The 25,013-nt window shown below is 43.6% G+C and carries 16 protein-coding genes and 3 tRNA genes; 9 read left to right on the top strand and 10 right to left on the bottom strand.

The window, feature by feature from the left end:
- Nucleotides 1-82: 82 nt before the first annotated feature.
- Nucleotides 83-1,441, bottom strand: a complete 1,359-nt coding sequence (locus tag ACJJIS_RS03235; RefSeq protein ID WP_475709473.1) for a hypothetical protein — start codon at nucleotides 1,439-1,441, stop codon at nucleotides 83-85.
- A 1,070-nt stretch (nucleotides 1,442-2,511) separates the two neighbouring features.
- Nucleotides 2,512-2,754: a hypothetical protein gene (locus tag ACJJIS_RS03240; RefSeq protein WP_445355749.1), complete on the bottom strand. Its 243-nt coding sequence runs from the start codon at nucleotides 2,752-2,754 to the stop codon at nucleotides 2,512-2,514.
- 410 nt (nucleotides 2,755-3,164) lie between these two features.
- Between ACJJIS_RS03240 and ACJJIS_RS03245 the strand changes: the two genes are divergently transcribed.
- Nucleotides 3,165-4,004 (top strand): right-handed parallel beta-helix repeat-containing protein, encoded by an 840-nt coding sequence (locus ACJJIS_RS03245; RefSeq protein ID WP_475709474.1) that lies wholly within the window; start codon nucleotides 3,165-3,167, stop codon nucleotides 4,002-4,004.
- Between the two features lie 841 nt (nucleotides 4,005-4,845).
- On the opposite strand, the gene ACJJIS_RS03250 is transcribed toward ACJJIS_RS03245, so the two are convergent.
- From ACJJIS_RS03250 to ACJJIS_RS03270, 5 genes are all read right to left on the bottom strand, one after another.
- A complete protein-coding gene (locus ACJJIS_RS03250; protein ID WP_475709475.1) occupies nucleotides 4,846-6,156 on the bottom strand; it encodes an autotransporter outer membrane beta-barrel domain-containing protein in 1,311 nt (436 codons plus the stop codon).
- 875 nt (nucleotides 6,157-7,031) lie between these two features.
- Nucleotides 7,032-8,336, bottom strand: a complete 1,305-nt coding sequence (locus ACJJIS_RS03255) for a hypothetical protein (RefSeq protein WP_475709476.1) — start codon at nucleotides 8,334-8,336, stop codon at nucleotides 7,032-7,034.
- A 628-nt stretch (nucleotides 8,337-8,964) separates the two neighbouring features.
- On the bottom strand, nucleotides 8,965-10,263 hold the full coding sequence (locus tag ACJJIS_RS03260) for a hypothetical protein (RefSeq protein ID WP_444896190.1): 1,299 nt from the start codon (nucleotides 10,261-10,263) through the stop codon (nucleotides 8,965-8,967).
- Between the two features lie 71 nt (nucleotides 10,264-10,334).
- Nucleotides 10,335-11,759, bottom strand: a complete 1,425-nt coding sequence (locus ACJJIS_RS03265; protein ID WP_475709477.1) for a hypothetical protein — start codon at nucleotides 11,757-11,759, stop codon at nucleotides 10,335-10,337.
- A gap of 554 nt (nucleotides 11,760-12,313) precedes the next feature.
- Nucleotides 12,314-13,609: a hypothetical protein gene (locus tag ACJJIS_RS03270; protein WP_444934080.1), complete on the bottom strand. Its 1,296-nt coding sequence runs from the start codon at nucleotides 13,607-13,609 to the stop codon at nucleotides 12,314-12,316.
- 1,307 nt (nucleotides 13,610-14,916) lie between these two features.
- Here ACJJIS_RS03270 and ACJJIS_RS03275 point away from each other — a divergent pair.
- The gene (locus ACJJIS_RS03275) at nucleotides 14,917-16,305 is read left to right on the top strand and encodes an MFS transporter (protein ID WP_444934079.1); all 1,389 of its coding nucleotides are present in this window, start codon (nucleotides 14,917-14,919) and stop codon (nucleotides 16,303-16,305) included.
- 35 nt (nucleotides 16,306-16,340) lie between these two features.
- Here ACJJIS_RS03275 and ACJJIS_RS03280 read toward each other — a convergent pair whose 3' ends face one another.
- Nucleotides 16,341-17,552: a hypothetical protein gene (locus tag ACJJIS_RS03280; RefSeq protein ID WP_444907372.1), complete on the bottom strand. Its 1,212-nt coding sequence runs from the start codon at nucleotides 17,550-17,552 to the stop codon at nucleotides 16,341-16,343.
- Nucleotides 17,553-18,362: 810 nt separating this feature from the next.
- On the opposite strand from ACJJIS_RS03280, the gene ACJJIS_RS03285 reads away from it, so the two are divergent.
- Entirely contained in the window at nucleotides 18,363-19,523 is a 1,161-nt protein-coding gene (locus ACJJIS_RS03285) for an NnrS family protein (RefSeq protein WP_444907373.1), read from the top strand.
- Nucleotides 19,524-19,605: 82 nt separating this feature from the next.
- On the opposite strand, the gene ACJJIS_RS03290 is transcribed toward ACJJIS_RS03285, so the two are convergent.
- Both ACJJIS_RS03290 and ACJJIS_RS03295 read right to left on the bottom strand, forming a co-directional pair.
- Nucleotides 19,606-20,028 (bottom strand): GFA family protein, encoded by a 423-nt coding sequence (locus tag ACJJIS_RS03290; RefSeq protein ID WP_444896197.1) that lies wholly within the window; start codon nucleotides 20,026-20,028, stop codon nucleotides 19,606-19,608.
- A gap of 82 nt (nucleotides 20,029-20,110) precedes the next feature.
- Complete coding sequence (locus ACJJIS_RS03295) at nucleotides 20,111-20,902, bottom strand: PhzF family protein (RefSeq protein ID WP_475709478.1); 792 nt, start codon at nucleotides 20,900-20,902, stop codon at nucleotides 20,111-20,113.
- 194 nt (nucleotides 20,903-21,096) lie between these two features.
- Here ACJJIS_RS03295 and ubiM point away from each other — a divergent pair, with 194 nt between their 5' ends.
- The 6 genes from ubiM (at nucleotide 21,097) to nusA (ending at nucleotide 25,006) form a co-directional block, all read left to right on the top strand.
- Nucleotides 21,097-22,263: a 5-demethoxyubiquinol-8 5-hydroxylase UbiM gene (gene ubiM / locus ACJJIS_RS03300; RefSeq protein WP_444911447.1), complete on the top strand. Its 1,167-nt coding sequence runs from the start codon at nucleotides 21,097-21,099 to the stop codon at nucleotides 22,261-22,263.
- Nucleotides 22,264-22,551: 288 nt separating this feature from the next.
- Nucleotides 22,552-22,628 (top strand) — tRNA-Met (locus tag ACJJIS_RS03305).
- 41 nt (nucleotides 22,629-22,669) lie between these two features.
- Nucleotides 22,670-22,746 (top strand) — tRNA-Met (locus ACJJIS_RS03310).
- 37 nt (nucleotides 22,747-22,783) lie between these two features.
- Nucleotides 22,784-22,860 (top strand) — tRNA-Met (locus ACJJIS_RS03315).
- Nucleotides 22,861-22,996: 136 nt separating this feature from the next.
- Nucleotides 22,997-23,461: a ribosome maturation factor RimP gene (gene rimP, locus ACJJIS_RS03320; RefSeq protein WP_108734364.1), complete on the top strand. Its 465-nt coding sequence runs from the start codon at nucleotides 22,997-22,999 to the stop codon at nucleotides 23,459-23,461.
- A gap of 42 nt (nucleotides 23,462-23,503) precedes the next feature.
- Nucleotides 23,504-25,006 carry a transcription termination factor NusA gene (gene nusA, locus ACJJIS_RS03325; RefSeq protein ID WP_475709479.1) on the top strand — a complete coding sequence of 501 codons (1,503 nt, stop codon included), beginning with the start codon at nucleotides 23,504-23,506 and terminating at the stop codon, nucleotides 25,004-25,006.
- Nucleotides 25,007-25,013 lie beyond the last annotated feature (7 nt).

Here is a 25,013-nt window from a genome sequence, read left to right on the forward strand (position 1 = left end):
AAGTTATTTGAAGTAGCTCCTTACATAAAAACATAAGGGCACTTGAAAAGGCTTGGTGTAGCCTTTATCCATTGGGAGGAAACTATTGGATAAAGGTTGCACTATTCCCGTCACCTAGTTGGGTAACACTAATTGTGTCATTAAAGCCGGTTTGAGTAACAGAAAGAAAATTACTGCTGCCATCCTGTGATAGGGTGGCGTTATTTTGCATACCACTCTGGGCTAGCTCAACAGTATTTAAATCGCCTGCCTGTAGGACTGACGCAGTTTCCATATCGCCATCTTGAGTGGAAATAATATCGTTCTCGTCACCATCTTGAATGATATCTAGGGAGCCACTAAAGGCTGTTTGGCTGGCTGAAACCATATTCATATTTCCAATTTGTTCAACAGAGGATGTATCCGATGAACCACTTTGTGTGACAGTAGCATCGTTTTGTGTACCGTCCTGGGAAATAATATTGGAGCTATTGTCAGTCGACGCCTGTAAGGCTGTAGCCATATTGGATGAGCCTGACTGATAAACTTCAATGTTGTCACTGGCTCCTGATTGTGTTGCCAAAGCCATATTATTGTCATCACTTTGGCTAATATAAATGTTATTTTCAAAAGCACTACTTTGTGTGGCAACCGCTGATTGATTATCACCATATTGATAGATGGATAATGTATTGTCTGCCGTATCAAAACTAGTAGCACTGACAAAATTGGAGTCTCCGGACTGTACTACGATAGCACTATCGGAACTTGAGGTGTTTCTGTTAATTGAGGCATTGTTGAAATCACCAACCTGACTTATCAAGTCCGAATTGGTAAAGGAGTTAAGGTGAGATATCCCAGCAGCATTTTGTTGCCCGAATTGAATTGTGGTAGCGCTGTTACCAGAGCTTGCTGTGTTTTGCAATGTAGTTGAAATATTTAAGTCACCGGATTGGGTAATGACTACAACATTGCTGGAACTCGTGTCCTGAGTACTAGTAGCCAGGTTTTGATCGCCATACTGGCTGATTGAAATAGAATCAGAATCTGAGGAGGTTTGTTCAGAGCTGGCAAAGTTAGTGTCACCATTCTGGAGGATTTCACTGTTACCGTTTGAAGCGGTTTCCTGACTGGTTAAAACGATATTGTTATCCCCGACCTGGAGTGCTGATGCCGTAGTGCTGGTTGTGGCATCTTGTGTCGAGGTGACACTATTATTATCCCCCTGCTGTGTTTGATAAATGGCGCCGCTGACATTGCCATTAGTTTGACTGGCATCAGCGTCGTTGTTATCACCAATTTGTGTTTGCACAATAAGGTTATCAAATACGGTCGGATCACTTTGATCTGCTGTCGCGTTATTATCTGTACCCATCTGGTTCTGGATGACAGTATTTTCCGCATAGGAAATCCCGCTGATCATAAGGGATAAGGCCGTGGCTATAAGCGAATAGGTCTTCATTGGATAACTCCTTTACCAATTTGGACTTTGGGTGGTAAGCATATACTCTGCCTTTAACATCCATATAAAGGCATAGTACTTTCCGTGTTTCTACGAAAAAATATGTGCGGTCAATAATGATTGGAAATCTTAAGTGGAGGCTAATACATAAAAAATATCACTCTACTACACGATGATATGGTTTAAAGCCATAGGTTGGGTTGTTAGCCATTTGATTTATAGCGTCAGCTCAATCAAAGGCTACTTTAATTTTTGTCGATGAATTGGTATGTGGCTATGAGAATTTAGTTTGGCAAAGTTAGGAATAAAGTCGAGTTTGCGCCCTGATGATCACGTCAGCTCACCGGTCAACACATCTATCGAGACAACCTTGAAAGGGCTAAATTATTGCTGCTAGTTCGTGCTATTGTCACCACCTATTTGTAGTATGTCGGCACTGCTACTAACCCCAGTTTGGATCATGTGTATAAATTTATTGTTAACAACTGGAGAGAATTTGACAGTATTTTGTCTTCTACTCTGGGTTGGACTGAGCCCATTAAGGTTACCTATTTGGTGAGTGTAGAGATGAGTCTCTTCTCCACTCTGAGTGACGTTTACACTATTAATATATCCCTCCTTGAGTAGTTGCAGTTCGCTACTTGTGCCGCCTAAATTCACTGTTCCAATATTACTACTGCCGAGTTAATTAATAATGACCTCATTATTAGCTGTAGAGAAAAAACTAATATCGATAGTGTGCCTGGCCCCAGCTTGTATAATCTCTACTTTGTCATTATCATTGTGAGTTAGAAAAACTGGTTGTCCGCACCAACTTACTTGATATAGTCTATTGTAGAGTTTGTCGCGCTAATAAATACATAATTTTGATTGATATCACCGCTTTGGACAGAAATTGTATTATTATTAGAGCCACTGTTTAAATCTATTATTGTTGGTTTGTTATTAAGTTCTATCTGATGAACTTGCATTTCTCCATTGATAATATTATCTTGTGAACTGGTGTCTGAATTTTCTGTCCTTTTTTAATAGACAGAAATAGAAGCATTTTCAGAGTCGGTTTGAACACTTTAGGCGTTATTTTGATGGCCTAACTGGATATAGTTAAGATCGCTGTTCGTAATGGAGTCTTGTAGTGAACTTCCCTGGTTGCTATCGTCAATCTGGTAGTGAATACTAGTAATATCGCTTTGGTCAGTAGTGGCACTGTTAGCGCTACCCTGCTGATACAGTGATGTACTATTTGCTTCAGCCAAAGAATTTGTGGCAACAAATAAAGATAGAGCGACGTAAATACCAGCCTTGGTGTACATGATAACTCCTTTTTATGACCGAACATTAAGTAACAGTTTCCCGGAGTTAGTACTTCTATCATGAGTAAATTTTATATAAACAACCTAAGTTTTTCATAATTAAGCTGCATACATTAGCTGGCGAATAAAATCGTACTTTCCAAAGTTGGATCAGAGTATGGTGTTTAGGGTTAAATGCTAGTAATCATCAGAAAGTAATTGCGCCAGCTTAATTTTCTGTATTTAATCATTGCTATCGATATAGCTGCACTAGTTTCTTCAAAAGAATGACGTAGTTTTTTATACATTCGGACGTCAATTATTTTGGGCAATTTTTCTTATGGTGGAAGCTATTATTGCATCCAAACTTAGGGGACTCAGTATCTCTGTGCTGAGATGTATTCTTTATTCTGAACTGATAGGAGTTGGATGTGAAAATTAAGCAGTCTGTAGATAAGGTGGCACTATTAGCGATAATGGCTTTATCGGCGTCTTCATATTCATCAATTGCCTTGGCTGAAGTGGCTTGTGGCGATGTGATTACAACTGCAGAAGTGCTCACTGAGGACTTATCTTGTGATCTAACAACCGATGAACCTGATGCACTTACTATTGTCGGCCCAAGTGGCAGCTTAAATATGGGCGACTATTCCCTGACCTGTACTACAGGAGGAGACCTAGGTGGTGCAGGAATTCGAATGGAAGGTAATGGCGCCACCCTCACTGGAGGCGTTATTGATGGCTGTTTTGATGGAATTTTCTTAGAGGGAGAGGGGTATCACAAAGTACTTGGTACCGAAGTTGTTAATAGCGTTAATGATGGAATAGATATAGATAGTATTTACAATACTATAAATGACTGTGTTATTACTGATAGTGGTAGAGTCGGAGTCGATATGGATGATGACTACAATACTTTTTCTGGCTGTACCGTAATAGGTAGTGTTGCCGATGGAATCCAGGTGGATGATAGTTTTTCACGAGTTTTTAACAACACTTCAAGCAGAAATGGAGGGGCTGGTATTCTAATAGAAGGATCGTCAAATAATGTGATATCACAGAACACAACTACTGATAATGGCAACGGTGATAGCCAAGATGGTGGTATAGTTCTTATTTTTACTAATTCCAACTTCAATATTATTTCTGCGAACTCTTCTTTTGATAATGATCCTTTTGATCTGAGGGATACAGTTGACCCTGATTGCAGTGGTACTAATATTTGGGTAAACAATGAATATCTCACTAAAGATCCAGATTGTTTGGATTAACAAGTTTTTATTAGACAATTTCTTTTCCATGGCCTGTTAAATTTGGTGGTAACGTTTTGTGGAATTTTATAGCCCGATTTAATTAATTTTTTATAAAATTTATCAATCAGTAATCTATTAGGGGCTCGTATGTGAAATATATGAGCTTCCTTTATATAGCATAATATAAATATATCTATTATAGTGGAATGTGGTAGGGGTTTAATTAAAATAAAAATATCTCCAAGGTGAGTATCTTGTAAAGGGCTCTCAGGCGTGTATTTTTCACATTAAATGTTATTGTATGAATTCAATAATATTTGCATCTAAATGTTGATATGTTTCCATGTATAAGATTTTGATGTGGAAGATTAGTTGAGTATTTTAAATATTAGGCATTAATAGGATGTTGAGTTGGACAGCAGGTATGCGGTTAGTAAGCATGATCTAAATGTTAAATATATATTCCTAAGTTCACCACTTAAAATACGATGGATGTCTGATGGCGTGTATGTAGCCAGGTATTTGAAATTTTCAAGAGGGGACTTTTTTTGGAGAGTACTATGTGAGTGCAGCGATGCTGTAGTGTTTCGGTAATTTGGGGGGGCGCAAACAAACCGAAGAGTGTGAGTAAGTGTGGGTGTAATTTTAAATTGCCTCTTTTTGTGGTATTACCACGATATTCAATGTGCTGATGGTTGGTTCTATAAGAAATAGTAGTTTTGGGGATGCACTGAGACGATAGATATGATAACAAAACAGAATAATATATATTCAATAATTGTATCAGTTCAGTGAATCCCCAATTTATGATCACTAAATATTTTTCTATGAAATTAAAGTGAGCTTGAAGCCAGGCATATTATTGCATTATGTTTCCGCTATTGTTGTCTCCAAACTGTGTCACGGTAGTTGAGGCAGATGGGTTCGCCTGCATGGCCTGTAGAAAATTATTATTTCCACTTTGTGAGAGTGTGGCCCAGCTACTCATACCTGTCTGGTTAAGATCGATTTCGTTGAGCGTACCATTTTGGTCTGTATCAGCAGAAATCAAATCACCATCCTGAAAAATAGAGAGGACATTTTGTGTACCTGTTTGCGTACTTAGAAGGCTATTTGATGATCCAGTTTGGCTAGCCAAGGCCATATTTTGTTCGCCATTTTGTGAAAGGGTTAATATTGATGAATCACTCATAATTTGGAAAGCAATTGCATCATTGGCAATGCCTATCTGAGTGACTTCTACAATACCGTTGCTACTGGAAAAATGGCCCATACCTCCAATGATATTTTGATCGCCGATTTGGGTTGCAGAGGCGATTACATTGGAACTTGAAAGTGCCTGCACACCACCTACTAAATTATCATTCCCTATTTGCTGGGAAAACGAGTGGCTTTGTGTACTGTCAAGTTGGCTTGAGCCCCCAAGGTTTGAGTTCCCGACCTGATTAGTAAAAGTACTACCAAAACTACTGTTTGAATTACTGCTCCCCCCCAAGTTATCAGTGCCATTTTGAATAACAGTGCTTGTCATAAAGTCAGAATTGTCGAACTGTGAAATTCCACCGTTGTTAAGTGATCCAGTTTGTAAAACTACGGAGGTGGTGTTGTCTGTATTAAGGCTTGCAGATGCAGAACCAATATTTTCAGATCCATCCTGGCTAATAAATATGGAGTTGTTATTTGAATTATTGAAATGAGAAGCTGCTGCTTGGTTGTCAGTACCAACCTGAACAATATTTGTACTGTTTAAGCTGGAGTTAAAGTTTACGGTTTCAGCAAAATTGATTTCACCGGTTTGGGAGACAAAGTTGGTGTTATTGGAGTCACCAAGCATACTGGATGTAACTTCGTTAGTATTACCTACCTGTAAGGTTGTCAGCGTTGTGCCTGTACTATCCTCCTGGCTCGCGTTGGCTAAGTTTCCATCTCCAATCTGGGTCTGAATAATCACGCCATCACTGCTATTAATGATCTGTTCCGCCTCTGCTGTATTATTATCCCCATTCTGGGTTTGTACAATCAAATTATTGGTAACGGTGGGATCGCTTTGGTCTCCCATAGCCATATTGTTATTGCCGGTTTGGTTTACAATATATATATTACTAGCCTGTGCCGCAGCGCTGATACTAATTGCTAAAATGCATGGGATTGCTGGAATATACGAAGACATTCTCATTGATAAAACCTCGACTTCTCTAGTGTAGTCATTTTCCTAAAACAAAATTTTAAAAAGGCTTGTTACATATTTAAATTGAGTAGGTACAAGCTTAAATGAATATCATTAATGTCCATTTCTATCTGGAGCTGATAGCAGGTTGGCGCTATAGAGATCAATATTTGCTTGGGGAAGTTTCAGAGCTGCCAAAAGAAATTTTCCGAAACTGACTAATCGGCATTAATACTTAGCTATGCCTGTTATTGATCAAAGCTGAAAATGCTTAAGATTTCATCAAGTATGGACTAAAAATTTTGCGATTAATAAATGCATGCTTACTGTCTAATTCTCCTTTAAACCTCCTGAAATCTATTAATGCCGGGTAGAGCTATTTAATCTTCTACCCTACCTATATATGATTACTGCCTTTGGTTTCCCTGAGTATGTTGAAAGTTTGGTAAAAGTATTGATGAAGCATGAGTCTTTTCAATGAGAGATAAGTGTGTAACTGCTAGTAATAAAGTTTACTTCCAGTGAGTTAGGCCAACTGATATTTTTTGCACTATAATTTTTCTCTTCTAGAATGGATCAAAATTTATCTGGTTGTGAATAATTTTAAATCTAGATAGAGGTTGCAGTCCTAGCTTATGAAAGCTTTAGGCTAACCCTGTTGCCTTGATTTATCCAGGAAGATTATCCGGGGATAAACTTACACCCTTTTTTAACAGAAAAAATGACACCAAACAGAAGCATTTGGTATCATCGACTACATATAAAGAAATTCACGTCTTAAGTGGAGTAAATGATATGAGCATTTCTCCTAATGCATGTCCTTTATGAATGGTCATGTATTCCGCTACTTTGTGTACTTTGAGCTAATAGTGGGTGAGTTACTGCATGATATTACCACTATTGTTTTCGCCAAACTGCGTCACAGTGGATGAGGCAGATGGATTTGCCTGCATAGCCTGTAGAAAATTATTGTTACCATTTTGTGTAAGTGTGGCAACACTACTCATGCCGGTCTGATCAAGGTCAATTTCATTAAGTGTGCCACTCTGATTGGTATCGGCAGAAATTGAATCACCATCCTGAATAATAGAAAGTACGTTCTGTATTCCTGTTTGCACGCCAAGAAGGATGTTAGATATCCCTGTTTGCCCCGCCAGGGCCATATTTTGTTCACCATTTTGAAAAAGAGTTAATACTCCCAAGTCGCTCATAATTTGGAAGGCAATTGCTTCATTCGCAATACCTATTTGAGTGACCTCTACAGTACCATTACTACTAGAGGAATGGCCTGCGCCACCAACTATATTTTGGTCGCCTATTTGTGTGAAGGAGGCGCTAACATTATCGCTGGAGTTTATCGATATGCTACCTAAATTGTCAGTACCGGTTTGCTGGATAAATGTATGGCTCTGTGTGCTATCAATTTGGCTTGAACTTCCTAAATTTAAACTTCCCACTTGATTAGAAAAGGTACTGCCGAAGCTACTATTTAAATTACTGGCTCCCCCTAGATTATCATCGCCACTTTGAATGACCGTGCTCGTCATAAATTGAGAGCCACTAACTTGCCCAACTCCCCCATTGTTCAGCGATCCATCCTGTAAGATGACAATACTGTTGTTCTCCGCATCGAAACTTGCGCCTGGAGAACTCGTATTTTGAGATCCGCTTTGGTTTACCAATATGGAATTGTTACTTGAATTGAAGGCATGAGCAGTAAAAGTTTCATTGTCTGTTCCTATCTGTATAACATTGGTAATATTAGACATGGAATTAAAATTATTGGTAGAGGTGAAATTCAATTCACCACTTTGAAAAATGAAATTGGTGCTCGCGGTGTCATTTAACATAGAGGAATCAACTTCGTTATTGTTACCTATCTGTATGACTGAGTAGGTTGTGTTGGTGCTATTTTCCTGGCTCGCTATGGCTAAGTTTCCATCTCCAATCTGGGTATGACTGATCACTGAATTATTGCTATTTATGATTTGTTCCGCCTCAGCAGTATTGTTATCACCATTTTGGGTTTGCATAATTAGGTTGTTGGTAACGGTGGGGTCACTTTGATCCCCCATGGCGGTGTTATTGTTACCATTTTGATTGACTATGTAGGTGTTGCTCGCTTGTGCTAGCTGTATCACAGCAAGGGTGGATAATCCGGCAATTGTGGCTTTGAATTTCATTGTTGAATTCCTTTTCAAGTCAGGTTCTGGTTGAGATTTGGTTTAGTAAGTGACTTAGGTGTGAGTATCATCGTTGAGGCTGCTTACTTTACAGATTTCAGTACGTTTTCATTGGCAATGAAAGTTTGAAGTGCCAGAGTGCAGCCATTACAGTTGAGTCCGGTTACTAACAATTGTAGTGATGTAATCATTTCCCATGCTTAATTGAAGCTCTCCCTATGTAGAATTTCTGATTTGAACGGAAATTAATAAGCCCTATGAAGCTGCCTTCGTTGAGGGCCTATTATAGTATTGTCAATGTCACTGCTATCGAATATGGGAGTAAAGCACTGAAATTCTGGGAAGAAAATATTGAAAATGCAGATGTTAATAGTGAAAGGTGTATCCGTATAAATTTTGGATATCTTGATTCTGGGCCGTGATAAGTTTTGCAAGCAATATGTATCAATGAAGAAGGTTGTATTTATCTTCTAGATGTAAAGGCTGTCAAGAGAATTTATAGAGTAGAAGTATGAGTTGTTGTGTTAATGATCTGCTCCTGTTAATGCCCTTGATGAATTTCTAGCTTGCAGAAGTATAGATATTTCGAGAGAGTGGGCTAATCGCTGGATCAGCCCAAAATCTAATTTTACTGCAAAATAGTGCTGCTATTATTGTCACCGGTTTGTGAAACTGTAGCAATTGATGAAGTGTTCAGTTGCATCGAATCCAGCAAGTTACTATTGCCATTCTGGGAGAAAAAAGCGTCGTTATCCTGTCCCATTTGTATTGAGTTAATCGTGTTTAACATACCATCTTGATTTATATCGGCTATCAATAAATCGCCGTCCTGATCTAAATCTATTGTATTTTGATTGCCAGTTTGCTCTGCATCCACAGTATTGGTTGATCCTGTCTGGAAACTAGAGATAAAATTTTGGTCTCCAATCTGGTGGAGATTTACATCACTGTCGTTACTAAAAAAATGAAAACCGGTTGCCTCATTGCTAGCGCCAAGCTGAACTAGCATGGCGGAATCATTGACGCTATTAACTTGCACAAAACTTCCAGTGTTTTGATTGCCCATCTGAGTTATATTAATAAAGCCATTGGTGGTTGCGTCCTGAATAAGTGCACCAACAATATTATCATTGCCTATTTGATTACTAATACCTTGGCTAAGTGTGCTATCGGTATGCACTGGGGAGGATAAATTGGCGTTGCCAGACTGAATCATTGTCACGCTACCAGAAGTACTTCCTCCACTAAAGATATTTCCAAGATTATCGTCACCAGTTTGAATGATTGTACTACTCATAAATTGTGATGAGTCTGTCTGTGAGGCGCCGACTGAATTGAAGTTACCTGTTTGCTGAATAGCTATAGATGTATTTGCTGCACTATTAAAACTGGCTACGCTGGCCGAATTTTGAATGCCGTTTTGGGTCACTGTAATGCTATTATTTGCTCCTCCTGAATTTTGGACGACCGAGCTGAAATTATCGGTTCCTTGCTGAAATACAATGCTGGTATTAAAGCTTGAAGTGTTATTGATTATATTAGTGGAATTTAATATCCCAAACTGTGAGATAATATTGCCATTAAAGTTGTCATTAATTTGGCTTGTGACAACTTCGTTGTTGTCCCCTACCTGCGTGGCGTTAACAGTACCATTGGTACTATTATCTTGAGTACTGAGTGTATTGTTTAAGTTACCTTGCTGACTATGAATAATGACCCCATTAGCATTGCTGTTGATTTGTTCTGCTTCAGCGGTATTATTGTCTCCAATTTGAGTCTGGGAAATTAAATTGTTGCTGATTGTTGGATCGCTCTGGTCGCCAATGGCGGTATTGCCTGCACCAACCTGATTAACGATATATGTATTGTTGGCATAGGCGCTAATACAAATGCTGAAGAGGGTTGGGATTAATAGTATATTCTTCATGATAATTCCATATTTAGATCGATTTAGGTTGCTATCAAGTAGCCGTGTAAAAAGTATGCCTACTTGAATAACTACTGCAGATATGTCGCACTGTTGTTATCTCCCAGCTGGGTGACACTAATGGTATCGCTAAAGCCGGTCTGCGTTACCATTAGGAAATTGCTATTGCCATCTTGGGATAATGTAGCAATATCTGACGATCCACTTTGAGTCAGATCTATTTCGTTGAGATTGCCGCTCTGGTTAAGCGTGGCTGAAATACTGTCACCATCTTGGAGGGAATTAATCAGGTTGTCCTCACCATCTTGTGAGGCGTAAAGATCGGCGTTTAAGTTGGTTTGCTCCGCATTTATAGTGTTTAATTCACTCATTTGAATTATCTCAGCCGAGTGGTTGGAACCGGTCTGTGTCAATTCCGCATCATTGCCATTACCAATTTGGCTGATGGAGTAGTTATTATCAGATACAGATTGCAGGTTAACAAAAATGTCATTGTTATCACCTTGCTGTAGGTTGGAGCCGACACTGTTATTGGCATTGTCATCTGAGGAGCTAAAGGAATTGTCATTTCCATATTGCTCAACTGTAGTAAATTGATCAGAACTTTGGCTTCGTACGGTAAATCCTACATTAAAATTTCCCACTTGTGTTACTTGAACTGTAGTGTTTGAGCTGCCGTCATCATCTCCTCCTCCACCGCTATTATCGTCACCCATTTGAAAAACACTGATACTGCTATTGAAGCTATCCGTTTGACCCGATGTGCCGACGTTTCTATCGCCAATAGAAACTACATTCAGAAATGCCGAATCCATATTAGTCTGTCCCGATGAACCAATATTATCGGTGCCAATCATGGTAAATTGCATCGAGCTATTGGTAGAGTCTCTTTGCAGTGAACTGCCAACACTACTTGTGCCGCTAATAGTGTAAATCATTGAAGTATTAGAAGTATTTTCCTGTAAGGAACTACCTATATTGTCTGTTCCCGTAATGGTAAAACTCATTAAGGTACTCGTTGTATTTTCCTGAATAGAGCCACTACCATTATTGGTTCCCGTCATGGTATATATCATGGTGGTATTGGAAGTAGCTTCTTGTCTTGATCCGCCAAAATTATCAGTACCAATAAAGGTTTTCTGCATTACACTGTTGCTGGTTGATATTTGGTCCGTCCCTGCGTTGTTATTGTCACCTATCAAAGTAATGACGGCTGAAGAACTGCTGCTTCCATCTTGCTCACTATCTGCGGAATTGTTGTTGCCCTGCTGGGTTTGGATAATGGTTCCATTGCTGGTGGCATTGAATTGTATTGCCTCGGCATCGTTATTGTCTCCAATCTGTGTCTGCGAGATTAGACTGTCAGTGGCACCAGTTTGGTCCCCCATGGCCATATTTCCGGTTCCCTCTTGATTGACAATATAAGTATTGTCACCGTATGCAATACCGGAAATGGCTAACGCTAAGGCAGTGATTGCAAAGGCTGATGTTTTCATAAATGATTCCTTTCATTTAATGAGTTATGGATGGCGTTAAGAGCGGTAGATCTCTTGCTTCTATAAAGGTAATTAACGCATGAAACTTCTGTAGCCCAGTTAAATTTTAATGAGCGCTAGGTAAGAAGTTTAAAGGCTCAAAATAGTGAGGGAAGTAGTGAGAATGCTTGCTTGCACTGATCCCAAGCCATTTTTTGGCATTAATGCTTGGAGATGCCGAGGCCATGTTCATTTTTGCTTCGGTTAAAGTAAAATATTTATTCCTGTTTTTTTACCTGTATTGGGTGATTTTACTATTCATTTAATTTGCTCCTGTTTGGTTTGTCGGTTGATCAACCTATGGTGAAGTGATGAATGATCCCTACTTACGGTATCGCTTTTAGTATTGTTAATAAATAAGATAATTGGTATGAGATAAAAGCACTGAGATACTAGTAAAAAAGTCTGATTTATATAGTAATTTCATTACAGATTTATATTTATGTTTGGTAGTGGATAGAATATGGATGGTAAGAAGAAGCCCATATATGAGTATATGGGCTTCCATTAACTAGTTATTGTGTAAAAGTGGCACTATTGTTGTCACCCAACTGGGTAACATTGATGCTATCGCTAAATCCGGTTTGGGTAACACTTAGAAAGTTGTTGTTACCGTCCTGAGATAGAGTGGCAGTGTCCTGTTGTCCACTTTGGGTGAGATCTATTTCATTCAGGGTGCCTGCCTGACTTAGTGTTGCCATTTCACTGTCCCCATCCTGCAGTGAATTGATCAGGTTGTCCTCACCGTTTTGTAGAGCGTACAGATCGTTATCAAAGCTTTGTTGATCTGCATTTATCTCATTTAAATCACTCATCTGAATGATCTCAGCAGTGTGACTTGATCCAGACTGGGTAAGAAATACCATATTTCCATCACCGATCTGTGATATGTAATAGGCGTTATCAGATACCGTCTGTAATAGGGCAAGACTAGTATTGCCATTTCCTTGCTGTAGGACCGTTCCAATACTATTGCTTGAGTCAATGGTTGCATTATCAAATAGGTTACCGTCTCCAAACTGCTCATACGTAGTGCTTTGACTAAAGCTATTAAAACGACCAAGTCCACCTATATTTGAGCTCCCAATTTGAGTAATTGTGGCTGTATTATTCGCACTGCCAATCTGCTCTCCAGCGGCCGCAAGATTACTATCCCCGGTTTGAAAGATCATTATCGTAGTGCTTGAGCTGACATTCTGGGTGGTGCTAACAAGATTATCGTCACCATAACTTTCAGCTACTAAAGTTGCGGAATCGGAGTCTTGTTGTACAGAGGAGCCAAGATTATCGTCACCTACAAAGGTAAAGCTCATTGAACTGTTGGAAACATTATTCTGAACTGAAAAGCCAAGATTGTCATTGCCTTCCATGATGTATATTAATGAGGTATCAGAAGTGGCATCCTGTGAGCCGCCTCCAGAATTATTATTCCCTGTTACATCCAATTGCATGAAGGAATTGCTGGTTGATGTTTGCGTGGGATCCATATCATTGCCGTCACCAAAGATAATGACCTCAATGATGGAGTCAGTGGTGGCATCTTGAGTGGCATCTGAAGTGTTATTATCCCCTTCTTGAAATTGAATAATAGTGCCGTTGGTATTGCCATTAGACTGGATGGCCTCAACATCATTATTATCCCCAATTTGAGTCTGTTCGATGAGGTTGTTAAATATAGAGGGATCACTTTGATCCCCTGAGGCTGTATTTCCCGTACCTTCTTGATAGAGAATATATTCATTGTCATCTGCATGAACCAGGCCACTTATGGCAAGGGATAGAGCGGTAACGGCTATAGGTAAGATCTTCACAAGTAACTCCTTTACTTCAACTCGCTATGGCGCTTTGATGGCGTCCACAGTACTTCCTGTACAACACAGGTGAAATCCATATCCAATCCCGTGTAATCGAACGTCGACCTACCATCCGTCGGGCATTGGAGGTTATTTGATCGGCCCTAAATGGTGAGAGAAGTAGTGAGACGGCTGACTTGCACTGGCTCCAAGCCATCGGCATTAATACCTGGCTATGCCGGGGCGGTGATCATTGGCGGCTTTATCTAAAAGGCTCAATGATTCCAAATTCTGGTGGGCATAAGTGCTCACCGTTTGTCATAGATATTTCTCCTCTGTAATCCGTTTGATTGGGCTCTCCAAAAGTCGAAATCCAGCTCGTTTCAGATATTGGAGCCTTGGAAAAAGTATTGACCATGAGACTCCTCAGGGGAATGAGATAAAAACACTGAGATACTGGGACTAAAGTCGGAAAATATCTGATATTTTCAGTGTGTTAGGATGTGGCTGCTGGGAGGAGGGTTGGATGATAGATTCTGGGAGATAGCTGTCTGAACATACAAATTTCTAGAGATAGGCACATGGCTTTACTGCAGAGAAATCGCGGTATTATTACCAATTTAAGTAGTGGTGATGCTATCGTTCATTCCTACCTGCGTGGGCATTATTTAATTGTTGTTGCCGTTAAATTGTGTTGCTTCAACGTTATTATTATCACCAATCTGAGCTTGATTTATTAAGTTGTTAGTGGTTGTTTGTTCAATTTGATATTCAGTAGCAGTGTTGCCAGTTCTTACTTGGTTGATGAGTAAGTACTGTTCGCCAGGGCCTGATGGCCATGATTGATCGAGAGAATGGTAATGGCTAAAGATAGCACCTTGATGGGAAAATCCTGTCAGTCTTTGATTTTTGATTTATAAGAATTGGAGAAGGGGCCCCGCTCAAGCCTGTCGATCAATCCTGATTGATCATCGGCTGATAGCTTTAAATACTTCTGCTACCGGATACTGCTTTTTGGGTTGATCGATCTGCTTAACATGGAATGAGGATTAGTGAGACTGCGGACTTACACTGACATCAAGCCATTGTTGTTGGCATTAATGCTTGTCTATGCCTGAGCTGGGACCTAATCAGAGTATTGCGGAAGAAAGTAATTCTGGATATAGGAGAAAAGCACCGAGATTCTAGTAATAAAGTTTATGAGAACCCCATTGGTTCTAGGCTGTTACTTGGTGTTGCCTGATAATTTGCGCTGCAGTTGGTCCTTCATTGGTCCAAGCTTATATATCCATTGCATAACTTGCAAAGTGTGAAGTTTGGCATTTATGGCAGCCTCAAAGACCCCGCTATCGCGATCACAGATTATTGGCTTAACAGCATTGTCGTTGGCAGTCTTTTTGGTGGCCAATGATTTTACGGCCTTCTCCGTCGCTATCCCTGCAATGGAAAAACACTTTAACGCAGATATCTCCACCCTTCAGTGGGTGATTAACGGTTATGCATTGGTGTTCGGGATTTTTATAGTTACTGGCGGGCGCTTGGCGGATATGTTTGGTCGGCGCCGGCTATTTTTTGTTGGAACCTCAATCTTCGTCTTTTTCTCAGTTTTGGGTGGTCTGGCCGTCAATGAATGGATGCTGCTGGGAAGCCGGGCATTAATGGGTGTTGGTGGTGCTCTGATGTGGCCCGCTGTGCTCGGCATGACCTATCAGATCATGCCTGATGACCGCGCCGGTCAGGCAGGCGGTTTGATAATGACGGTGTGTGGCTTTGCGAACTCTGTAGGGCCACTGTTGGGTGGTTTCTTTACAGATTTTCTTAGCTGGCGCTGGATTTTTTTTATTAACTTACCCATCGCTTTGGCGGCAATGTTGGTGGGCTGGAAAGTAATTGAGGATGATAAGCCCGATGAGAGCAATGAAAAGGTTGACTATTGGGGGATGGCCTCATTATCAATTAGCCTTTTGGCTTTAATGTTATCTCTGGATTTTGTTATCGATGTAGGATTTAGAAGTCCTTTAGTGATTGGACTTTTAGTAACATCGGTGATTTTCTTTTTGGTATTTGCCTGGGTTGAGCCTCATACTCGCTCTGACCCACTTATTCCCCCGGATGTAGCTACTAATTGGCGCTTTTTTTCTATCTGTCTGGTGACTTTGCTTCTATCGGTCACTTTTGTATCTATGTTGCTTTATATTCCTCAATTTTTAATTAAGGAGTTGAGCTATTCTGCAGTTTGGTCTGGTGCGGGTTTATTGCCGGTGATGATTACCTATGCGGTAGTCTCATATATAGCAGGGTGGTTATATGAATTTTTGGGGGCTCGCCTAATTTTAGCGGGAGCGGCACTCTTTTTAGGTTTGGGAATGTTTTTACTTTCTGGCCTAGTGGTTCGCGATCACTATCTGCACTTGGTACCGGGAATGCTCACTCTCGGTATAGGATTAGGCTTATATTTTCCTACGATAACGACTACTGCGGTTACGGTATTGGGGCCTGCCAGGGCAAGCTTGGCGGCGGCCTTAATTTATATGTTCCAAATTATCGGCGGTGCTATTGGTCTGGCGATGAATACAACGGTTGTTGCGATGGCTCCGGAATTATCTGAAGGTATTGATCGGGCATTTACTGTTAATGCGTGTTTGGCTGCTGCAGCACTGATTGTAAGTTTGCTGTTTGTGAAAGGGGATGTTTCCCAGAAAGAAAAAATCTGAGCAATAAATAATATGGTTTTTCTTAGCCTCTTTCTCTACTGTATGTATATCGCAGAATTGTTACTGCCAATCTGTGAAATGGAGATAGTAGCACCAAAACTCAATTGAATTACCTGGAGAAAGTTGTCTGTACCTAGTTGTAGTAGCTCTGCACTATTAAAGCTGCCGGTTTGAGTGAGATTGATAGTGTTTAGCTCACCCAGTTGAATGATGTCCGCATCATCAATATAACCAGACTGCGTTGAACTTACTTGATTCTGTAGGCCTTGTTGCAGCAACTGTAGTCTTGCACTAAAGCCATCTTGAATGGCTATTAATGTATTTTGATCAAATTCCTGGTCTATAGCTGCCTCAGAGGCTGATCCACTTTGACTAATATCAGCACTATTATCCGATCCACTTTGTGTGACAACACTACTGGCCCCTTCAATAGCGAGTTGTATTGACGTGGCGCTATTACTTGTTCCTGTTTGTGTTATCTCGGAAAAATTATTGATGTTTATCTGGTTGATTGTGGACCCGTTGTTTGTTCCACTTTGAGATGTAAAGGCCTGGTTGTTTTGAGCAAGATTAACAATTATAGAAGCGCGATTACTCTGTCCTTGCTGGATGGAACTGTTAAATCCCTGAATAGAGTTGCTTGTTTGGATGCTAGTAGCACTGGAATCTGTAAGTTGTACTATTGAGTTGGTATTAAAGGCGCCGTTAGTATTTGTTATCCGGGCAGTGTTGTTATTGCCAAATTGTTGAATTTGATTATTGGTTCCCAGAGACTGTATCAGGATAATTCTAGTATCAATATTCTGGCTTCCACTTTGGATAATACTGGCAGAGTTTGCTATGCCACTTTCTTTATCGATAATCTCAGCTCTATTAAAATTACCTAACTGGCTAATAGAGACATCACTAAGAGCAACATCATCTTGGATAGATTCCGAAAAATTTAGGGTTCCTATCTGCGAGATGTTAGCAGTTGTACCAGTGGAAAGGTTTTGTATGCTCGTAATTTGATTTAGGGATTGTTCCTGACTGATGCTTATAGTGCTAAACAGTGTACTTGTCTGTGAGGTTTCGGCCTTGTTGAGAACATTAAGCTGGGAGACTGATGTCGTGCTACCCAGGCTGCTGGATTGGACTGACATTAGCTCGTTTGATACGCCTCTCTGCAACTGGATAATAGATCCTTCAGTATTGCCGTTGGATTGCTGAGCCACCACATTATTAAATTCACCATCTTGTGTTTGCATGATGAGATTGTTAATGATGGTTGGGTCGCTTTGGTCCCCTATAGCCCGATTGCCAATACCCTGTTGTGACAGGATATAAGTGTTGGTTGCGAGGGCCTGGCAGCAGAATAGTAAGGTTGATGCCGCGATAAGATAGCCTGGTATGAGCATAATTCCTCCACTGCACAGGCTGGCGTAAATCTTTAACTTAGGCTGTATCTTGCCGGCACTGGGCACCGTGTAATGATTGCCATATAAAATTATGGTGAAAATATAATGGTTTGTATATGAGAGATAAGTACTGAATTACTAGGGAAATAGGTTCAAGCTTTATTCCTGGTTGAGTGTTTGTTTATTGGTGGCTCCGTGTATGTTTCTGTAAATGGAAGTGCTTCCCAATTTGAGTAAACTTGTGAGATACTTCAAGTCCACTTCACCTTTGCCCAGTTTTTCCTGAAAATAGAAATAACCCTATAAAACGTGTGGTTTTTTCAGGTTATCTACACAGAAAAAGATTCTTCACCCCAGTTAGAATAATTCACAGACTACTCATTTTTTTGTTAACTATTTTTGTTAATTGAGTGAGAATAGGGCTCTTTCCCAATCCCTGGAAATGGAATCTCGGGCGATATCCCGCACTGATGCGGATGACTGAAAAGTCGGCGCTTTTGCCTAGGTTGCGGCGCCGCCGGACAGATAAACCCCTGTGTCCTGCTTTTTTTAGGACGCCTTTGATTCTCCAAGCAAAGCAGGCCTGTCGGGGTGGTCTTGTACTGCGAATTATTTGTGTAGGGAGCCTGGTGTTCCCGTAGTTGGTAAGGAGAATGGATTTTGATACCTATCGTTGACCGCGCGCGCGCGGAGTCTATTGCACCTATTTGGCGTATGCCGTTTCGCCCTTTTTTCTGGGGAGCTGCTCTGTGGAGTATGGTTGCCCTGGTTATCTGGCAGGGGCAGTTATTCGGTTGGCAGATGCCGGCTTTTCGAATGGGGGTAGTCTGGCACTCCCATGAGATGCTGTTTGGGTTCGCGGCTACCGTTGTTGTGGGTTTTCTCGGCACGGCCATGCAAACCTGGACTGGTATCCCCTCGCCAAAGGGAACCCAACTTATTGCTTTGGTCGGCCTGTGGCTTTTGGCCCGTTTGGGTTACCTGTTGGCGGCGGTCCCTATTTGGATGCCGGTGATTGCTGAAGTCTCCTTTTTCCTGTTCTCAGCGTTTTTGCTCGGAGCCAGGGTGTTGCGAACCAAGCAGTGGCGAAATATGTTTGTATTGCCTGCGATGCTGATGTTTGCTGCATTGTCCGCTAGCCACTGGTTGCTGCCAGGGGCACAGAGCCGAATCGCCTTGCTGGCTTTGCTGTTGGTGACGGCGATTATTCTGATAATCGGCGGGCGGGTTATACCCTTCTTTACGGCGCGCCGCTTTCACTTGAGCCCAAGAGATAAGATACCGGCTGTAGAGTGGGGTACCCATATTGCTGCGGTGGGCTTGTTGCTATCGGTGGCTGTTGGTTTGCCGCAAATGGTTTGGGCCTTTTTTGCGGTCTCTCTGGGTATTTTGCAGGTGATCCGGGTGGTGCGCTGGCACCCTACAAAAATATGGGCAGAACCGATGGTTTGGTCTCTGCATGTGAGCTACTGGTTGGTTATTTTGGGGTGTTTTCTCGCGGCTCTGGCCTGGAGCCAAATTGCCCCTTCCTGGCAGAGTCCCGCCTTGCACGCATTTGCCGTTGGCGGTATCGGCGGATTGATCTTGTCTATGACCAGTCGCGTCAGTCTCGGCCACACAGGTCGGATATTGAAGGCGCCGCGCTTGATGCCCCTGGCTTTTATGGCCCTGGCGTTATCTGCTCTCGCACGTGTGTTTTGGGCACCCGCCCCGAGTGGTTTGCTCGCAGCAATTATTGCCTGGGTAGTCGGTTACACGCTTTTCTTACTGTATTACACCCCGGTGCTTTTCCAGCCGCGCGTTGACGGTCATCCCGGCTAATTCTCTCTATGTGATCTTCAGTTGCTGCGAGAAACCTTATCATCGCAGCAACTGTGGTCGAGTAAAGCCATCATTAACTGGTCTATTCAGAGTCCGCACTAGCTACCTGGGGTAGTTTGTCTACTTTAGGTACTGTTTCCAGTTCCCGGTCCCACTCGGCTTTACTGGCCATAAAGATATGGGCATTAGGCCTTACATCTATTGGGCGATCCAGACTGCCAGCGGGAACCGCTAAGAGGCCAATTTCAGGATCTTCTCGTGGCACTGCGGAACCGCATTGATTGCAAAAGCTTTTGCTGTGCCTCGTCCCTGCCAGCTTAAAGGTTTTGACTTGTTCTGCACCGGATAGCCATTCAAGTTTCGCTGATGCGAAGAATAGGTTTGCTGCATGGGCTGAACCGGTATCTTTGCGGCAGTAACTACAGTGGCAGAGAAAGAAGCCGCCAAAGTCACCTTCAATTTCGAAGTTAATAGTGCCACATAGGCACGATCCTTTTTGTTCCATTGCTTAATGCTCCTCTGTTTAGCTGTACTTATCGTAATTAGGGGAAACTGTGATTTATTTTGGAAATCCCGGCGTTGGGGTATCAAACCCGTATGGTCCCGCTCAAATAGGGTACTGCTTTGCCTGAGATAATGACCCTGTCCCCGGCGATGGTGCAATTCAGCAGGCCGCCGCGCTTGGAGGCTTGATAGGCGATCAGCTCTTTCTTATCCAGAATTTGTGACCAGTAAGGGGTGAGCCCTGTGTGAATAGAACCGGTCACCGGATCTTCGGCACCACCATTGGATGGCCAGAAATATCGGGAGATAAAATCGTACTTATCGGATTTTGCCGTGACGACCACATCGTAGGGGGCGAGCTTTCGCAGGCTGCTCGCATCCTGCTGTACATCCAATACTTCTCGCTCACTATTGTAGATGGCAAAGTAAGCTTGGTTGTTAAGTAACACCTGACTTGGTGTTATTGAAAGCCCCTCCAGTAATTCTGGCGGTATGCGATCTACGGGTTGTGGCTCCCTTCGTGGGAAGTCCATGGAAATAATTCCATTTTCCCCTCGGCTTATTGTCATTTTGCCCACAGCGGCAGCATGGAGCTGGAGTTGCTCACATTGAGGGTTTTGAGAAAAAAGAACATGGGCTGACGCCAGGGTGGCATGACCACAAAAATCAATTTCCGTTAACGGTGAAAACCAGCGAATTCCATAACTGGTATCCGGGCGTTTTACCAGAAACGCGGTTTCGGAAAGATTATTTTCTGCAGCGATGGACTGCATTAAATTTTCATCCAGCCAATCCTCAGTAACAACAACTCCGGCTGAATTTCCGTGAAAGACTTTGTCGGTAAAGGCGTTAATGAAATGAATTTCAAGTTCCATATTTGAACTCCATGGTGCTCCAGTTTTTCAGAAGCGCTGGTGGCGGGCGTGATATTTTATACCCCTAAAGTTCACCAATTTATACCTCTGTAGAGCGGCTTGGGATTGGCTTTAACCTGATCTGGATCAGTTTATCCCGGATGTGAGTCACTAGAGTGACTTGTATTTGTTGCGTGCAAATCAGGGGTGTGAAAATGACGGAGTCCGATGTAGCTATCGTAGGTGCTGGACCGGCGGGACTTTCCTTGGCGGTGATGCTCGCCCGCAAAGGGTGTCAGGTGGCAATTATTGAGCGCCAGGATAAGTCGGCGCTGTCCGCTCCCGTTGATGATGGCCGCGAGATTGCTCTGACACATAAATCCTACAAGCTGCTGCAAGAACTGGGGGCTTGGCAGAGATTATCCCCGGAAGAGATTAGCCCGCTAAATGCTGCCGAAGTAGTCGACGGCAATTCCCCTTCGACACTCCACTTTAGCCCGGGAGAGAGGGGGCCTCTGGGTTTTATTGTCTCCAACTCTGCAATCCGGCGAATCTTATATGAGACAGTTTTGGAGACTGAGAATATAACGCTGCTCGATAACTCGACCGTTACCGGGATGACATTGAGTGGCGCCATGCGTCATCTTGAGTTGGCAGAGGGGGAGGGCGTGCGCGCTTCCCTGGTGGTTGCAGCCGACAGCCGTTTTTCTGAAGTGCGACGCATGGCGGGAATTGGCGCCGATATGCGCGACTTTGGCCGAGTGGCAATTGTCGGCCCTGTACGCACCGAATTACCCCACGATGGTATTGCCCGGGAGTGTTTCCGCTACGGCTCGACACTGGCGCTGTTGCCTTTGCCCAAGGCAAATATTTCATCGGCCGTGGTTACTGTTCCCGCCAGTCTCTCTGCCCAGATTATGGCGATGGGTAATGAAGAGTTTGCCGGGCACGTATCCCGCGAAAGCGCGTCCCAGCTCGGCGGTGTCGAAGCTTTTGGTGAGCGCCACTGTTATCCATTGGTTGCGGTATACGCACATCACTTTTTCACTGAGCGCTTTGCCTTGGTGGGAGATGCCGCTGTGGGGATGCATCCAGTGACCGCACATGGATTTAATTTGGGCTTGGCCGGTGCGGATACTTTGGCCCGTCAACTGGATAGTGTTAGCCGTCTATATAACCCGGCCAAGCTGACTCGGGCCCTGGCCCGTTACCAGATGCTGCACCGGGTTGAATCCAAGCCGATTTACTCTGGAACTAATAGGGTGGTGGATTTGTTTACCGACGATCGCCTGCCGGCCAAGTTGCTGCGCAAAATGGTGTTGCGGGTCAGTGATCGCTTTCCCCCAATTCGAAAAGCAATAGTGCACCAGTTAACTCGCTAGCTTATTCAGAGACTTGTTAAGAGAGTTTTACTCTTCGTTCTTTTTATAAAAAGTACATGTGCAAGAAAGAAGACGGTATATGGAAGTGGCCTGCTTGCGGGATTTTCTTCCTTTTCTATACTGATTTGCGAGATGGTAGAGACGGCTTTAACCCCCCGGTGAAAACAAATGCCAATTACGGCTTGACTCACCGGGTCAGCACCAATAGAATGCGCAGCCTCTTGAGTGGTTGGGCAGGTCCCACCGCAGGGAAACAAAGATCAACCAGGCTTTGTTTCTTGGAGTTGTTGCGGGGTGGAGCAGCCTGGTAGCTCGTCGGGCTCATAACCCGAAGGTCGTAGGTTCAAATCCTGCCCCCGCTACCAATTTTACCTTCGGGTAAAATATTTGATTGCGCATTTGTTGTTGCGGGGTGGAGCAGCCTGGTAGCTCGTCGGGCTCATAACCCGAAGGTCGTAGGTTCAAATCCTGCCCCCGCTACCAACTTTCCTTAGGGAAACTTTGATTGCGCTTTCGTTGTTGCGGGGTGGAGCAGCCTGGTAGCTCGTCGGGCTCATAACCCGAAGGTCGTAGGTTCAAATCCTGCCCCCGCTACCAAATTTTGCATTCGTGCACACTGACTGCACGAATGTGCGGTCAAAGCCCCGTCAGGGGCTTTTTCGTATCTGCAAGAAAAGTTGCAGATATTTTTCGAAGTGGGCCGTAGGCCCATTTTTTGTATGTGGTGACGAGAATGGCGAGCAAACGCGAATTGCTGGAAGAGCTTCTGGCGCCGGTGGTGGCATCGCTGGGGTGTGAGTTGTGGGGTATTGAGTATCAAACCCACGGTCGCAACGCGCTGCTGCGCATTTATATCGACTCCGAAAACGGTATTTCCGTTGAGGATTGCGAGAAAGTGAGCCGCCAATCCAGTGCTGTACTGGATGTGGAAGATCCCATCAGTAGTAAGTACACACTTGAAGTCTCTTCCCCAGGGCTCGACCGCCCTCTTTATAAGCTGGCCCAGTACGAGCGCTTTATCGGCGCCCAAATTGAAGTTCGCCTGCGTATGCCTCTGGATGGGCAGCGTAAGTGGCGCGGACTGCTGGCCGGTGTAGAGGGTGATGAAGTGGTTCTGCGTGTAGATAGTGAAAACGAATACCTTTTGCCGATCGACAGTATCGAAAAAGCAAATATCATTCCCCAATTTACCAAATAACCTGTAGGAGCCTGAGCTCAGGCGATTTTGAGGCACAGTTGCATGAACAAAGAGATCTTGCTGGTAGCCGAGGCGGTATCCAACGAGAAGGGCGTTGACCAGGAGATTATTTTCCAGGCCATCGAAGCGGCATTGGCAACGGCCACGAAGAAGCGCTACGACGAAGATTCAACCATTGAGGTTATCATTGATCGTCGTTCAGGCGATTACGAGACTTTCCGCAGCTGGGAAGTGGTCGGTGATGAAGTCTTGGCTGAGTTGGGTACCCAGTTCACCCTGGAAGAAGCCCACGAAAAAGATGCTGACCTGAAAGCAGGTGACGTTTTCCGCGAGCAGGTGGAAAATGTAGAATTTGGACGCATCGCCGCACAGACCGCAAAGCAGGTCATCGTACAAAAGGTACGTGAAGCCGAGCGCGCCAAAGTTGTAGACGAGTACCGCGATCGCGTTGGCGAAATGGTTAGCGGCACTGTGAAGAAGGTGACCCGCGACTTTATCGCTGTAGACCTGGGTAATAATGCCGAAGCGCGCTTGCCCCGCGATCAGCTGGTTGGTCGCGAAATTTTCCGACTCGGTGATCGCGTGCGCGCAATCCTGTTGGAAATCCAACCGGAAGCCCGCGGCCCCCAGCTGATGCTGAGCCGCTCCTGCCCGGAAATGATTGTCGAATTGTTCCGCATTGAAGTGCCGGAAATTTCCGAGCAGGTAATCGAAATTAAAGGCGCGGCCCGCGATCCCGGGCTGCGTGCAAAAATCGCTGTAAATACCAACGACGGTCGCATCGACCCGGTGGGTGCTTGTGTGGGCATGCGCGGCGCGCGTGTTCAGGCGGTATCCAACGAGCTGTCTGGTGAGCGTGTAGATATCGTTCTGTGGGACGAAAACCCCGCTCAGTTCGTTATCAATGCGATGGCGCCAGCAGAAATTGAATCCATCGTGGTCGACGAAGACACCGGTTCTATGGACGTAGCCGTGGCAGAGGAAAACCTCGCAATGGCTATCGGCCGCAGCGGCCAGAATGTGCGCTTGGCCTCCGAGCTGACCCAGTGGCAGATCAATGTCATGAGCAGTGACGAGTGGCAGAGCAAGCAGGAAGCCGAGTCCAGCTCCATCATGCAGGTGTTTATGGATCGCCTGGATATCGATGAAGACGTTGCTGGTGTGCTGGTTGAAGAGGGCTTTGCCTCTCTTGAAGAAGTAGCTTATGTACCCATCGAAGAGATGCTCGCAATTGAGGGCTTCGATGAGGATATCGCTGAGGAGCTGCGCGCCCGCGCCAAGGACACCCTGTTGACCCAAGCGCTGGCATCTGAAGAGAAGCTGGATGCATCTGAGCCCCAGGAAGACCTTTTGAATATGGACGGTATGGAGCGCCAGCTGGCATTCCAACTGGCCAGCTGTGGTATTTCCACGATGGAAGACCTGGCAGAGCAGGCTGTCGATGACCTGCTGGATATCGAAGGTCTCGACCAGGAGCGCGCTGCAGCGCTGATTATGAAGGCGCGTGAGCCCTGGTTTGCCGATGACAGCGGCGAAGAAGCTTAAATGCAGC

The sequence above is a fragment of the Microbulbifer maximicatervae (SeqCode) genome, assembly GCF_056231245.1.

What these genes read in the sequence shown, in the direction of transcription:
- ACJJIS_RS03260 (WP_444896190.1), bottom strand. Translation starts at nt 10,263, where the DNA reads ATGAAGAATATACTATTAATCCCAACCCTCTTCAGCATTTGTATTAGC.
- rimP (WP_108734364.1), top strand. Translation starts at nt 22,997, where the DNA reads ATGGCGAGCAAACGCGAATTGCTGGAAGAGCTTCTGGCGCCGGTGGTG.
- ACJJIS_RS03280 (WP_444907372.1), bottom strand. Translation starts at nt 17,552, where the DNA reads ATGCAAACACAAGATGGTGAATTTAATAATGTGGTGGCTCAGCAATCC.
- nusA (WP_475709479.1), top strand. Translation starts at nt 23,504, where the DNA reads ATGAACAAAGAGATCTTGCTGGTAGCCGAGGCGGTATCCAACGAGAAG.
- ACJJIS_RS03290 (WP_444896197.1), bottom strand. Translation starts at nt 20,028, where the DNA reads ATGGAACAAAAAGGATCGTGCCTATGTGGCACTATTAACTTCGAAATT.
- ubiM (WP_444911447.1), top strand. Translation starts at nt 21,097, where the DNA reads ATGACGGAGTCCGATGTAGCTATCGTAGGTGCTGGACCGGCGGGACTT.
- ACJJIS_RS03250 (WP_475709475.1), bottom strand. Translation starts at nt 6,156, where the DNA reads ATGTCTTCGTATATTCCAGCAATCCCATGCATTTTAGCAATTAGTATC.
- ACJJIS_RS03275 (WP_444934079.1), top strand. Translation starts at nt 14,917, where the DNA reads ATGGCAGCCTCAAAGACCCCGCTATCGCGATCACAGATTATTGGCTTA.
- ACJJIS_RS03235 (WP_475709473.1), bottom strand. Translation starts at nt 1,441, where the DNA reads ATGAAGACCTATTCGCTTATAGCCACGGCCTTATCCCTTATGATCAGC.
- ACJJIS_RS03255 (WP_475709476.1), bottom strand. Translation starts at nt 8,336, where the DNA reads ATGAAATTCAAAGCCACAATTGCCGGATTATCCACCCTTGCTGTGATA.
- ACJJIS_RS03295 (WP_475709478.1), bottom strand. Translation starts at nt 20,902, where the DNA reads ATGGAACTTGAAATTCATTTCATTAACGCCTTTACCGACAAAGTCTTT.
- ACJJIS_RS03240 (WP_445355749.1), bottom strand. Translation starts at nt 2,754, where the DNA reads ATGTACACCAAGGCTGGTATTTACGTCGCTCTATCTTTATTTGTTGCC.
- ACJJIS_RS03265 (WP_475709477.1), bottom strand. Translation starts at nt 11,759, where the DNA reads ATGAAAACATCAGCCTTTGCAATCACTGCCTTAGCGTTAGCCATTTCC.